The sequence below is a fragment of the Sandarakinorhabdus sp. genome (assembly GCF_987265915.1).
Genome location: NZ_OZ503948.1, coordinates 404,718 through 417,724 on the forward strand (window position 1 = coordinate 404,718; position 13,007 = coordinate 417,724).

Annotated in this window: 13 protein-coding genes; 4 read left to right on the forward strand and 9 right to left on the reverse strand. The window is 66.2% G+C overall.

The genetic code is table 11. From position 1 onward, the window contains the following. Positions 1 to 185: 185 nt before the first annotated feature. From AC6UUM_RS01980 to AC6UUM_RS01990, 3 genes are all read right to left on the reverse strand, one after another. Entirely contained in the window at positions 186 to 857 is a 672-nt protein-coding gene (locus AC6UUM_RS01980) for an HNH endonuclease (protein WP_500803676.1), read from the reverse strand. Positions 858 to 1,000: 143 nt separating this feature from the next. Beyond that, positions 1,001 to 1,660: a YggS family pyridoxal phosphate-dependent enzyme gene (locus AC6UUM_RS01985; protein ID WP_500803677.1), complete on the reverse strand. Its 660-nt coding sequence runs from the start codon at positions 1,658 to 1,660 to the stop codon at positions 1,001 to 1,003. A gap of 4 nt (positions 1,661 to 1,664) precedes the next feature. Further along, entirely contained in the window at positions 1,665 to 2,414 is a 750-nt protein-coding gene (locus AC6UUM_RS01990; protein WP_500803678.1) for a hypothetical protein, read from the reverse strand. Positions 2,415 to 2,642: 228 nt separating this feature from the next. On the opposite strand from AC6UUM_RS01990, the gene AC6UUM_RS01995 reads away from it, so the two are divergent. From AC6UUM_RS01995 to holA, 4 genes are read left to right on the forward strand one after another with little or no spacing between them, the layout of a single operon-like run. Then, entirely contained in the window at positions 2,643 to 3,080 is a 438-nt protein-coding gene (locus AC6UUM_RS01995) for a DUF3576 domain-containing protein (RefSeq protein WP_500803679.1), read from the forward strand. 17 nt (positions 3,081 to 3,097) lie between these two features. Beyond that, entirely contained in the window at positions 3,098 to 5,620 is a 2,523-nt protein-coding gene (gene leuS, locus AC6UUM_RS02000; protein ID WP_500803680.1) for a leucine--tRNA ligase, read from the forward strand. Continuing rightward, a complete protein-coding gene (lptE, locus tag AC6UUM_RS02005) occupies positions 5,613 to 6,101 on the forward strand; it encodes an LPS assembly lipoprotein LptE (protein WP_500803681.1) in 489 nt (162 codons plus the stop codon). Before leuS ends, lptE begins: the two co-directional genes overlap by 8 nt. A 9-nt stretch (positions 6,102 to 6,110) precedes the next feature. Continuing rightward, the gene (holA, locus tag AC6UUM_RS02010; protein ID WP_500803682.1) at positions 6,111 to 7,130 is read left to right on the forward strand and encodes a DNA polymerase III subunit delta; all 1,020 of its coding nucleotides are present in this window, start codon (positions 6,111 to 6,113) and stop codon (positions 7,128 to 7,130) included. On the opposite strand, the gene AC6UUM_RS02015 is transcribed toward holA, so the two are convergent. Genes AC6UUM_RS02015 through AC6UUM_RS02040 form a run of 6 tightly spaced genes read right to left on the reverse strand, consistent with a single transcriptional unit; the run spans position 7,131 to position 12,926 of the window. Beyond that, positions 7,131 to 8,015 carry a ParB/RepB/Spo0J family partition protein gene (locus tag AC6UUM_RS02015; protein ID WP_500803683.1) on the reverse strand — a complete coding sequence of 295 codons (885 nt, stop codon included), beginning with the start codon at positions 8,013 to 8,015 and terminating at the stop codon, positions 7,131 to 7,133. Positions 8,016 to 8,026: 11 nt separating this feature from the next. Next, positions 8,027 to 8,803, reverse strand: coding sequence for a ParA family protein (locus AC6UUM_RS02020; protein ID WP_500803684.1), 777 nt, complete (start codon positions 8,801 to 8,803; stop codon positions 8,027 to 8,029). Beyond that, complete coding sequence (gene rsmG / locus AC6UUM_RS02025) at positions 8,800 to 9,474, reverse strand: 16S rRNA (guanine(527)-N(7))-methyltransferase RsmG (RefSeq protein WP_500803685.1); 675 nt, start codon at positions 9,472 to 9,474, stop codon at positions 8,800 to 8,802. The genes AC6UUM_RS02020 and rsmG overlap by 4 nt, the downstream gene beginning before the upstream one ends. Then, positions 9,452 to 11,305, reverse strand: coding sequence for a tRNA uridine-5-carboxymethylaminomethyl(34) synthesis enzyme MnmG (mnmG, locus tag AC6UUM_RS02030; RefSeq protein ID WP_500803686.1), 1,854 nt, complete (start codon positions 11,303 to 11,305; stop codon positions 9,452 to 9,454). The genes rsmG and mnmG overlap by 23 nt, the downstream gene beginning before the upstream one ends. A gap of 49 nt (positions 11,306 to 11,354) precedes the next feature. Beyond that, positions 11,355 to 12,659 carry a tRNA uridine-5-carboxymethylaminomethyl(34) synthesis GTPase MnmE gene (mnmE, locus tag AC6UUM_RS02035; protein ID WP_500803687.1) on the reverse strand — a complete coding sequence of 435 codons (1,305 nt, stop codon included), beginning with the start codon at positions 12,657 to 12,659 and terminating at the stop codon, positions 11,355 to 11,357. Between the two features lie 9 nt (positions 12,660 to 12,668). After that, positions 12,669 to 12,926: a DUF6489 family protein gene (locus AC6UUM_RS02040; protein ID WP_500803688.1), complete on the reverse strand. Its 258-nt coding sequence runs from the start codon at positions 12,924 to 12,926 to the stop codon at positions 12,669 to 12,671. Positions 12,927 to 13,007: the final 81 nt, after the last annotated feature.

The window sequence follows — 13,007 nt, forward strand, 5'->3', positions numbered from 1 at the left end:
CGCCGCCACTTTTGCCACTCTTGACGAACCGTCCGGGAATCTGCGCTGAAATCGCCCGATTTTGCCAGTCGTGGACTTTACATTTTCGCCCCATTCATGCGCAGAGCACGCACTGCCCCATCGCGAAGCCTGAGATCATAGCCAATCCGGCCAGTGTAGGACAGCGCGGCTTGCAGGCCGGTTGGTCACATCGTCCGACGCAATCCCATCGTGATATGAAGCGCACGGTGGCGGTCCAACCGTTCGCGCAAAGGCACGGTGAGGAAGGGCAATTTGAGTCGTTTTGTCTGCCGCAGTGCGTGCTCCGCGCAATTGTCGATCCGCGCCGCGAACATCGCGGCGCCGTCATCGTCAAACGCAACGAGCCCCTTGTCGAATGCTGCATCCCATAAGGCCGAAAGCAGCAGCCCGTTGTCCACAGAATGGCGCTCCTCGGCGCTTTGACAGCGGTTCCATGGCACCACATGCGACGCCCGCAGCAGTTCACGATCATAGATATCGGTCATTGGACACTTGGCGTTCCAACGCGTTTCCAGCTTGCGGCGAAAGCTGCTTTGACCAATGCGGCAGGCCTGCAAGCGCCACACTTCTGTTGCTACAGCCGTTTCGATATCGACATCAGCAAGCCCATCTGACAGACGATAGCGTCCGCCACCGTCAAAAATCAGTACGCTTTCGTCACGAAGTTCTTGCAGGATACGACTGAGCGTCTGCGTCGGTGTCGTTCCTTCACTCTTTACCGCTTTTATGATGGTATCGAGTTCACGATCAATCAGCTGCTGGCGGGTAAACGCCGCATTATTGGACGATTGGCGTTGAACGGCTTCCCATACGGCGTCCCGCCAAGTCTTTCGCATTTCAATCTCGCTCGGACCGAAGGCCGCAGCCTGACATATTTCTGCTTTTGATCAAGACTGCAACAGGTCGTGCCAACGCTGCCCGCCACCGACGAAAGCTGGACTCTGGATCAAGGCCGTGACGTGCTGCTTTTTCCCAAACCTCAACCGCGTGAACCGAACAGCGCGCTGCCCACGCGCACCACCGTGGACCCCAGAAGGGCGGCTGTCTGGTAGTCGCTGGACATGCCCATGGAGAGGCCGGGGAGGTTCAGGCGGCGGGCGTGTTCGGCCAGCAGGGCGAAGTAGGGGGCGGGTTCTTGGGTAGCGGGGGGGACGCACATCAGGCCGGCGATATCGAGGTTGGCTTCGTGGGCCTGGGTGAGCAGGGCGGGGAGATCGGGGATTGCGCAGCCGCCTTTTTGGGCTTCGTCGCCGATGTTGACTTGCAGGTAGCAGGCGGGGCGTTTGCCCGCGGTGGTTTGGGCCTTGGCCAGGGCGGTGACCAGGCTGGGGCGATCGACGCTGTGGATCACGTCGAACAGCGCGACGGCCTCAAGCGCCTTGTTGGATTGCAGTTGGCCGACGAGGTGCAGGACCAGGCCGGGCGTTGTGGCCATCAGGTCCGGCCATTTCGCTTGCGCTTCCTGCACGCGGTTTTCGCCGAAGTGGCGTTGGCCGGCGGCGATGAGCGGTGCGATGTCTTCAGCGGCGAAGGTTTTGGAGACGGCGACCAGCAGCGGCCGATCTTTGCGCCCGGCATCGCGGCAGGCCCGGTCGAGCCCGGCCTTTATGCCGGCCAGTCGTTCGAATGCGTCCGTCACGAACTCAGAAAGCGATGCTGGTGCCGAGATAGACGGCCTGGTCGTCGCGGTTCGGCAGCACCAGGCTCGGCGGTTCGGGCGCGATGCGATAGCGCAGGCCGCCGGTGACCGACAGGCGCGGCGCGACGCGATAGGCGCCGCCCAGTTCGAGCGAATAGCGGCGGGTGAGCGGCGCGAAGGCCAGCGGCTGGCTTTGTTCGGCGGTGCCTTCCAGGCGGGTGCGCCAGTTGCGGCCACCATAAGACAGGCCGAGATTGACGGCGTCGGTCATCCGGCCGGCCAGCGGTGAAGCCAGCACCGGTTCGGCATGGCTGTAGCCGGTATCGAGCGCAAAGCCCTTCCAGCCCAGCGAGAGATTGAGGCCATAGCCGGCCGGCACCACCAGCAATTCGGTGGGCGCGGTCGCCTTGGAACGATCGGTCGCTGCGGCGGTGACGCGGGTGGCGAGGCCGAGCGACAGGGCGCGCAGGCTTTCGGCCTGGCCCGACGGCGTGAAGCGGAAGCCGCTGGACAGCGATTGCGGCTGTGACGGCGCACCGGGCGCGGTGAAAGCAAAGCGGCCGAACTCGGCGAGCTTTGGCGCAAACGGCGTGATCGGCGTATCGATGGCGAGACGCTGTTTCGGCGCGCGCACCGGCTTTGCGGCCTGCGCCGACACGGCAAGGCCGGCGCACAGGCTTGCCGCCACCAGCACCGTAGCGGCGCGGCGGGCGAAGGCGCGCACAGGCGCGGCCGAATCAGCCCCGGTCTTCATAACGTGCAGCCTAGCAACCCGCATGGTTCAAGCCCATATAAGTTCGAACGTATCCCTGACATGAACGGCCGTATGCTCTCGCTTTTGCGCGGTTTGTGGCGGGAAGCCCACAGTTGCCCCCGCGCGCCGGCACGCGCCGGCACGCGCCGGGCTTGGCGACGGGGGTGCAACATGCCAATAAGCAGCGCGAGCCGGCCCGCCGGGGCCGCATCCGATGAAGGGCCTGCCATGCGGCGTATCGTTACCCTGGTTTTCCTGTCTTCGCTGGCGCTGATGGCGCCGGCGTGCGGCCGCAAGAAGCCGAAACTGGCCGCCGAAGCGCCGCCGCGTGTCACCACGCTGGGCATCAACGCCTATTTGTGGCGTTCGGCGCTGGATACCATCGGTTTCATGCCGCTGGCACAGGTCGATTCCAATGGCGGCGTCATCCTCACCGATTGGTATGTCTCCCCGCAAAGCGCCAATGAACGGGTGAAGGTGACGATCACCGTGCTGGACACCGAATTGCGCTCTGATGCGATCAAGGTGAATGTGCAGCGCCAGACGCTGGGCGCCACCGGCTGGGCCGATGCCGGCGTGCGCGCCGGCACCGTGCAGCGGCTGGAAGAAACGATCCTGGCCAAGGCCCGCGATCTGCGGCGCAATGCCATGGCGCCCGACCGTTGATGCGCTGACCGCCCAAGATGCCGCGTTTTGATCATCAGGCCGCAGAGGCGCGCTGGCAGGCGATATGGGACGCGCGCGAAAGCTTTGTCGCGCGCGATGACAGTCCGAAGCCCAAGTCCTATGTACTTGAAATGTTTCCCTATCCATCGGGGCGCATCCACATCGGCCATGTGCGCAACTATACGATGGGCGATGTTGTGGCGCGCACGCGCCGCGCCCAGGGCTTTGAAGTGCTGCATCCGATGGGCTGGGATGCGTTCGGCATGCCGGCCGAAAATGCCGCCATGGAACGCGGCGTGGACCCCGGCAGCTGGACGCGCGCCAATATCGCGGCGATGCGCGCCCAGCTGAAGCGGCTGGGCTTTGCACTGGATTGGAGCCGCGAACTCGCCACCTGCGAGCCGGATTATTACGGCCACGAACAGGCGCTGTTCCTGGATATGCTCGCTGCCGGGCTGGTCTATCGCCGCGAATCGGCGGTGAACTGGGATCCGGTCGATATGACCGTGCTGGCCAACGAACAGGTGATCGACGGCCGCGGCTGGCGATCGGGGGCGCTGGTCGAGCGGCGCAAGCTGAATCAGTGGTTCCTGAAGATCACCGATTTTGCCGATGATCTGCTGGAAGGGTTGCAGGGGCTGGATCAGTGGCCGGACAAGGTCCGCCTGATGCAGGAGAACTGGATCGGGCGTTCAACCGGGCTGCGGTTCACCTTCCAGGTGGACGGCGGCGGCCGTTTTGACGTGTTCACCACCCGGCCCGATACGCTGTTCGGCGCGAGCTTTGCCGCCATCGCCGCCGATCACCCGTTGGCGCAGCGTTGTGCCGCAGACAACCCGGCGCTGGCGGATTTCATCCTGCAATGTCAGGCCGGTGGCACCGCGGCGGCCGATATCGAGACTCAGGAGAAACTGGGGTTTGATACCGGCCTTTCGGTGCTTCACCCGCTCGATCCTGCCATCCGCTTGCCGGTGTTCGTCGCCAATTTCGTGTTGATGGATTATGGCACCGGCGCGCTGTTCGGCTGTCCCGGCCATGACCAGCGCGACCTCGATTTCGCGCGCAAATATCAGTTGCCGGTACTACGCGTCGTCGCGGCCGAAGGCGATGAAGCGGCACCGATCCATGATGAGGCCTATACCGGGCCGGGCCGCATGGTGAACTCGCGCTTTCTGGATGGCATGACTGCCGATGAGGCGCGCGCCGCCGTGATCGTGCGGGCCGAAGCCGAAGGCTGGGGCGAAGCGGTCACCCAATATCGCCTGCGCGATTGGGGTGTGTCGCGCCAGCGTTACTGGGGCACGCCGATCCCCATCATCCATTGCGATGCCTGCGGCGTGGTGCCGGTGCCCAAGGCCGATCTGCCGGTGACCCTGCCCGAAGACGTCAGCTTCGATCAGCCTGGCAACCCGCTGGAGCGCCACCCGACCTGGGGGCAGGTGGACTGCCCGCAATGCGGTGCCGCGGCGCGGCGCGAGACCGACACGCTCGACACCTTCACCAATTCATCGTGGTATTTCATCCGCTTCGCCAGCGCGCCCGTCGATCGGCCGTTCGATCCGGCGGTGGCGGCGCAGTGGCTGCCGGTTGGCCAGTATATCGGCGGGGTGGAGCATGCCATCCTGCACCTGCTCTATGCGCGGTTCTGGACACGCGCCTTGCAGCGCATCGGCGCGATCGATGTGGCGGAGCCGTTTGCCGGCCTGTTCACGCAAGGCATGGTGACCCACGAAACCTACAGCCGGCCGCAAGGCGAGGGCTTGCCGCCGCTGTGGTTCGCACCCGAAGACATCGAGCGCCGCAGCGATGGAGCCTGGCTGAAGGCCGATGGCGAGGCCGTAGAGATCGGCCGGGTCATCAAGATGTCGAAATCGAAGAAGAATGTCATCGATCCCGATGCCATTCTCGGCCGGTATGGCGCCGATGCTGTGCGCTGGTTCATGCTGTCCGATTCGCCGCCGGAGCGTGATCTGGCCTGGTCGGAAAGCGGCATCGATGGCGCCTGGCGCTTTGTGCAGCGGGTGTGGCGACTGGCCGAAGACCATGTGACGCCGGTGGAGGGCGCCGCTGATCCCAAGATCGACCGCCAGGTGCACCGCGCGATTGCGGCGGTGACCGGTGATATCGACAAGTTGCAGTTCAACAAGGCGGTGGCGCGTCTGTATGAGCTGGTCGGGGCACTGGAGCGCGCCACGCCTGGCCCCAGTCGCTTCGCCGGGGTTATCACGCTGATTCAATTGGTTGCGCCAATGTCCCCGCATCTGGCCGAAGAGGCATGGGCGCTGCTGGGGCAGGATGGGCTGGTGTGCGATGCGGCCTGGCCGGTGGCCGATCCGGCGCTGCTGATCGACGACGAGGTCACCATTGCGGTGCAGCTGAATGGCAAGCTCAAGGGCAGCTTCACCGCCGCCAAAGGCGCCGACAAGGCCGCACTGGAGGCCGAAGCGCTGGCGCTGCCCACGGTGCAGCGCAGCCTGGATGGCGCGGCTCCGCGCAAGATCATCGTGGTGCCCGATCGCCTGGTGAACATCGTTGCATAGGGCCGTTCTGCTGCTGGCTGTGCTGGCCCTGCCCGGCTGCGCCCTGCAACCGGTCTATTCCGGTGGCGGCACATCGGCTCCGGCCAGCTTGATGGCGGATATCAGCATCGCGCCGATCCCGGAACGCGCCGGCTTTCTGGTGCGACAGGCGCTGGAGGAACAATTCGGCCGCGCCGCCGCCGATCCGCGCTATCGCCTGGAAATCCTGTTGGATGATCAGATCACGGCGTTCGGTTTGCGCGGTGATTCATCGGCCGCGCGCGAACGGCGCACGTTGCGCGCCCGTTTCCGGTTGGTGGAGGCTGACACTGGTCAGGTCGTGCTGGATGACAGCGTGGCGGCCGATGCCGGCATCGATCGTGTCAGTTCCAACTATGCCGTGGTCGCGGCGGAAAATGCTGCGCTGGACCGGCTGTCGATCGATCTGGCCCGGCAGATCAGCGCCCGGCTGGCGCGCCATGCCCGCGCCACCGCCAGGTAAGCGGCGGCGATGAAGGCCGATGTCGGCCGCATTGCCAGCATCGCGCGGGCCTGGCCGGCCGATCTGCGCCTGGTGCTGCTGTTCGGGCCGGATGAATCGGCGTCGCGTGATCTGGCCGGGCAGTTGCTGGCCGGCCTGGCTGCTGAAACCTTGACCGAAATCGACGGCGCCAGCCTGAAGCATGATCCGCAAGCGCTGATGGCCGCCGCGACCAGCCTGTCGATGTTTGGCGGGCGTGAGGTGGTGCGCGTCGATGGCCTGGACGAGGCCGGGCTGCCCGCGGTGGAGGCGCTGCTGGCGGCGCCGGCCGGGCACCCGGTGGTGGCGCTGGCCGGCGATCTGAAGGCCGCCAACAAGCTGCGCCAATTTGCGGAAAAGCAGGCGGCAATTGCGTCCAGCGCGCAATATGAGGCGACCTTGCGCGATGCGCCGCGGTTGCTTGCCGACATGGCGACGCCGTTGGGGTTGCGACTGGAACGAGGCGTGGCGGAGACCTTGTTCGCGTCGGCAGGTGGCGACCGCCAGGTGATGCGCCGGGAACTGGAGAAATACGCGCTGTACAAGGACTCGGCAGCGGACAAGCCGCAGCGGCTGGAAGCCGAGGATCTGGCGGCGCTGGGCATCACCAGCGGCGATGCCGAGCTGTTCGCGCCGATCGCGGCGATCACCACCGGTGATGTCGCGACCGCCACCGATCTGCTCGCCCGGCTGCCTGATGGCACCGCCATCCCCCTGCTGCGCGGGTTGGAACGGCGCTTGGTGCAATTGATCGCGCTGCGGGTGGAGGTGGATGCCGGCCGCAGCCCGGATGCGGTGGTCGAGGGCGCCAGGGCGATTTTCTTCAAAGAAAAACCCATCATTTCCAAGGCGTTGGGCCTGTGGACCCAGGATCGTCTGCAACGCGCCATGGCCGACGTGCTGGCCGCAGAGCGCAGCGTGAAGACCAGCGGCGGCTTGGCCGATCTGGGGGTGCATGCCACATTGCTGGCCATCACGCGCCGGGCCGCGGCGGCGGCAAGACGGCGCTGATCAGCTGGCCCCGAGCCTGGCGCAAAGCATGTCGAGCTGATCGAGATCGGCAAAGCGGATGGTGAGGCTGCCACTGCTGGCGCCGGCGGCGACCTGCAAGGCCACCGGCATGCCAAGCGCCTCGGCCAATTGGCTTTCCAGTGCTTCACTGTTCGGATCACTGGCGGGGGCAAACGCAGCTGGGCGCGCCGGCGCGCCGGGCTTGGCGCGGCCGCCGGCCAGTTGCTGTTCAAGGGCGCGCACCGAAAGGCCCTGGCGGACAACCCGCTCGGCCAGCGCCTGCGCATTGGCGGCGCCGACCAGCGCCCGAGCGTGACCCATCGACAGCGCGCCGGTTTCAACCATGGCCTGCACCGCAGCCGGCAGATCGAGCAACCGCAGCAGATTGGCGATGTGGCTGCGCGATTTGCCAACGATATCGGCCAGCACCATCTGGGTATGGCCATGTTCGGCGATCAGCCGTTGATAGCCGCGGGCTTCCTCGATGGCGTTGAGGTCGGCGCGCTGGATATTTTCGATCAGGGCAATTTCAGACACTTGTCGGTCATCGAGCGGACGGACCACCACCGGAACTTCGTGCAAGCCTGCCGCTTGCGCCGCGCGCCAGCGCCGTTCACCGGCGATGATCTGATGCCGGCTCCCGTTCGGACCAAGGTACGGACGTACCAGGATCGGTTGCAAAATGCCGTGCGCACGCACCGAGGCCACCAGTTCGGCCATGGCCTGCTCGTCGAAATGGCGGCGGGGCTGATCCGGGTTGGCTTCAATGTCGGCGATTGCCAGGCGCACCACACTCGGCGAATCGACCGGGGGCGGCGCGGCGATATCGTCCAGCAGGGCCGACAGCCCGCGACCGAGGCCAGATTTCTTTTTGATTTCAGCCATTTGGACTCTCTTCATCCGGCCAGCGCCAGGCCTGTATCGATGCGGCCAAGCAGTTCGCGGGCGAGGGCGACATAGGCTTCGGAGCCGACGCAGCGGCTGTCATAAATCAAGGCCGGCAAGCCGTGGCTGGGCGCTTCCGACAGGCGGACGTTGCGCGGCACCATGGTCTTGAGCACTTTGGCGCCCATCACCGCGCGCACATCGTCACAAACCTGATCAGACAGCCGGTTGCGGCGATCGACCATGGTGAGGACGATGCCCAGTAATTCCAGCCGGCGGTTGAGGCCAGCCTTCACCCGATCGATGGTGCCGAGCAATTGCGACAGGCCCTCCAGGGCAAAAAACTCGCTTTGCAGCGGCACCAGCACCGAATCGGCCGCCACCAGCGCGTTGACGGTGAGCAGGCCGAGCGACGGCGGGCAATCGATCAGCACGAAATCATGGGGGGGCAGGGTGGCGAGCGCGTCGGCCAGGCGATGGGTGCGGCGGTCGGTGCTGACCAGCTCCACCTCTGCGCCGGACAGGGCCGAGGTGGCCGGTATCAGCGACAGGCCGGGGACGGCGGTGGGCTTGACCGTTTCGGCGGCCGTGGCTTCCCCAATCAGCAATTGATACAGCGACGGTTCGCGATCCCGACGGCCAACGCCGAGCCCGGTGGAGGCATTGCCCTGCGGGTCGCTATCGATCACCAGCACGCTCTTGCCGATGGCGGCCAGCGCGGTCGCCAGATTGACGGCGGTTGTCGTCTTGCCGACGCCGCCTTTCTGATTGGCAATGGCAATGATCATCGGCGTTTTACCCCCACATGGCCTGACGCTGCTGACCTGACATTGCTGGCGACGACGATGCGGGCGGCAGAATCAGTGCGGCTGGGAATCAGCTGATGATCAAAGTGATAGCGCTTGGCGGCGGTGGCAAGCTCTTCCTGCACGCGCGCGCCTTTTGGCAGGATCCAGCGTGTGCCGGGGCCGGCGAAGCGCGCGCCCCAATCGAACAATGTGTCGAGCGCGGCGGCGGCGCGGGCGGTGATCACGTCGAAACGCGTGGCCTTCGTGCCTTCAATGCGCGCGTTGGTGACAAGAACCTGGCTTTCCGTGCCGGTTTCGCCTGCGACTGTGGACAAGAATGTGCATTTCTTGGTGATGGATTCGACCAACATGAAATTGGATGTTGGATCAAGGATGGCCAGAACCAGGCCGGGGAAGCCGCCGCCGGCGCCGATATCGAGCCAGCGTTGCCCGGTGCCGGCAATGGGCAGCAATTGCGCCGAGTCGCGGAAGTGCCGATCCCAGATGTGCGGCAGCGTGGACGGGCCAACCAGGTTCATGCGCTGCTGCCATTCGGCGAGCAGTTCGGCATAGCGATCGAGCCGCGCCATTGTTTCACGTGAAACATCAAACTCGGCCGCAAAGGCCTCCCGTTCCGGATTGTTCACGTCAGGCAGCGCGGCGCGAGGCAAGTGGCAGCAGGGCGACAAGCGCGGCGGGCGTGATGCCGGGCACGCGGCTGGCGGCGCCGATGGTAAGCGGGCGGGCGCGAGTGAGCCGCTCGACCATCTCGTGCGACAGGCCAGCGACGGCGGCGTAATCCAGTGACGCCGGCAGCGCCAGGCCTTCATCGCGGCGCAGCGCAGCCACGTCGGCATCCTGCCGGGCGACATAGGCGGCATAGTTGGCATCTACGGCCAGGCTGGCGAGCAGGTCGTCGGGCACCGCTGCCAGTTGCGGCCAGACGCAGCGGGCGGCTTCATGGGTAACGGCCGGGAAGCGCAGCCAATCGAACAGGCTGCGCAGCTGGCCATCCTGGCGCACATCGATGCCGTGGCTGGCCAGTTGGTGGGGCGTTGCCGACAGCGAATCGAGCAGTGCGCGCGCGGTTTGGCGCGCGGTGGCCCGGATTGCGAAGCGTTCCGCCTGATCGTCCGGAATCAGGCCAAGGGTTTGGCCCAACGGCGTCAGCCGCTGATCGGCATTGTCGGCCCGCAGCCGCAGGCGATATTCAGCGCGGCTGGTGAACATGCGATAGGGTTCGGCGACCCCGTGCGTCGTCAGATCGTCGATCATCACCCCGATATAGGCCTGGGTGCGATCGATCTGCAGTTCGGGCAGGCCGAGCGCCTGTGCCGCTGCATTGGCGCCGGCGACCAGGCCCTGCGCGGCGGCTTCTTCATACCCGGTGGTGCCGTTGATCTGGCCGGCGAGGAACAGGCCGGGGATATCCTTGCACGCCAGCCCCGGCGTCAACGCGCGCGGATCGACATGATCATATTCGATGGCATAGCCCGGCCGCAGGATGCGGACCCGCTCCAGTCCGGTGATGGTGGCGATGAAGGCTTGCTGGACATTGAGCGGCAGCGAGGTCGAAAGGCCATTGGGATAGATGTTGATGTCATCATAGCCTTCCGGCTCCAGGAAGATCTGGTGGCCGTCGCGGTCGCCGAAGCGCACCACCTTGTCTTCGATTGAGGGGCAATAGCGCGGGCCGACCGAATCGATATGGCCGCCATAGAGCGCCGATTCCCCCAGGTGATCGCGGATGATCTGATGGGTGCGCGCGTTGGTGCGGGTGATGGCGCAGGGCAGCGGCGGGCGCGCATTGGGCGTACCGGTCTGGCTGAAGCGCGGGTGATCGGTATCACCATGCTGCCATTCCAGCACGGCCCAATCGATGCTGCGGCCATCCAGGCGCGCTGGCGTACCGGTCTTCAGCCGGCTGACCGGCAGGCCCATGGCGCGCAGCGCGGCGCCGAGATCGGAGGCGCCAGGATGTTCTGGCGCACCGACGCGGCCGCCAGCCTCGCGCTGGCTGCCGATGTGCATCATGCCGCCGAGGAAGGTGCCGGTTGTGAGGACGACTGTTGGCGCGCTCAGGCGGCCTTGCGCGGTCCCGACGCCCGTGATGCAGCCATTCTCGATGATCAGCGATTGCACGGCAGTTGCGACAACGCTTAGCTGAGGGTGTTCGGCCAGCACCTGCGCCATGGCGCCGCGATAAAGTTTGCGGTCAACTTGGGCCCGTGGGCCGTGCACAGCGGGGCCCTTGGAGCGGTTGAGCAGCCGTGATTGCAGGCGCGCGGCATCTGTCACCCGGCCCATGATGCCACCCAGCGCGTCAATCTCGGTGACAAGATGACCCTTGCCGATGCCACCGACAGCGGGATTGCAACTGAGCATGCCCGGATCGTCGCTGCGCAGCGTCACCAACGCCACGCGCGCGCCGCGCCGCGCTGCAGCGGTCGCAGCCTCACAGCCGGCATGGCCAGCGCCGACGATGATGACGTCAAAGATCATGCGGAGGCTTTAGCGTGTCGGGGGCGATTGTTCCACGTGAAACATCAGACTACTTGCCGATGCAGAAGCGGCTGAAGATGCGATCCAGCACCTCGTCCACGGCGACCCGCCCGGCGATGCGGCCGAAGGCGTGGGCTGCGACGCGCAAGGCTTCGGCGCGCAGGACGGGCTCGGCGGCGTCAGCGGCATCGCGCAGCGCGGCTTCGGCATCGGCGAAGGCGGCGCGGTGGCGGGCGTGGGAGAGCAGGGCCGGCTCGCCGGGGCGAGTGGCGCCATGGGCCCAGTCGGTCAGCCATTTGCGCAGTTCGGGCAGGCCTGCGCTGGTGGCGGCGGAAACGGCCAGCGCTTCGGCGGGCACGGCGGCGGGCAGGCCGAGGTCCGCCTTGTTGAGCAGCAGCAGGCGTGTGGCGGGCGCTTCGGGCCACACGGGCGCATCGGCGCTGGCGACGGCGATCACCAGATCAGCGTCGGCGGCGCGGCGGCGGGCGCGGGCGATGCCTTCGGCCTCCACCGGGTCATCGGTGTCGCGCAAGCCGGCGGTGTCGATCAGTACCGCGGCGACGCCGCCAAGATCGATCGGCACCTCGATGGCATCGCGGGTGGTGCCGGCAATCGCGGTGACGATCGACACGTCACGCATCGCCAACTTATTGACCAGGCTAGATTTTCCGACATTCGGGGCGCCTGTGACCGCGATGGTCAGGCCATCGCGGATGCGGGCGGCGCGGGTGGAATCGGCGATCAGCCGCGCCAGATCAGCGGCCATCGCCAGCAGCTGCTGGCGGGCAGCTTCATCGAGGCGCTCGGCGACATCAGCCTCCTCCTCGGCGAAATCCAGCCCGGCTTCGGCCTGGGCCAGCACATCCAGGCAGCGTCCGCGCCAATCCTCTGCCAATCGCCCCAGCGCGCCGCCGGCCAGTGCCAGCGCCTGATCGCGCTGGCTGGCGGTTTCGGCGGCGACCAGATCGGCAAGGCCCTCGACCTGCGCCAGATCCATGCGGCCATTGGCAAAGGCGCGGCGCGTATATTCGCCGGGCTCTGCCAGCCGCACGCCCGGCATGGCGGTAACCGCCGCCAGCACGCCGCTGATCACCGCCGCGCCGCCGTGCAGGTGGAGTTCGGCCAGATCCTCGCCGCTGGCGCTGTTCGGGCCGGGGAAGATCACCACCAGCGCCGAATCGAGCAGCACCTGGGTCGCCGGATCGGTCAGCCGGCACAGGCTCATCCGCCGCGGCGCCGGCAGCCGGCCGGCAAGTGTGTGGACCACGGCAAAGGCCGCGGGGCCGGAGATGCGGATGACCGCCAGCGCGGCCGGCGGCCGGCCGCTGGCCAGCGCCGCGATCGTGTCGGTCATGGCGAAGCTTCAGCCCTTGGGCGGCTTGTTGTTCATGGTGGCGGCGGTCAGGCCAGACATGAACAATTTCTGCCATTGTTCATAGCCGCCGGCGATGCCGGGCGCCCAGGCGCGCATCATCTTCTCCCAATCAGCCGGCGTGATACCGTCGGTCATCGTGGCCTTCATGCGATCGAGATAGACATCGTGCAGCGGCTGCAGATCAGGCAGGCCGAAAAAAGCGCGGGCCTCTTGCGGGGTGCATTCGATGTCGAAGCTGATCTTCATGCGCGCTTTGCCTCTTGCCGGGAAACCGTTAGTGTAGCGGCTTGGCAGCGCTATCGGCAAGGCGTTGCGCGGATTTGCAGG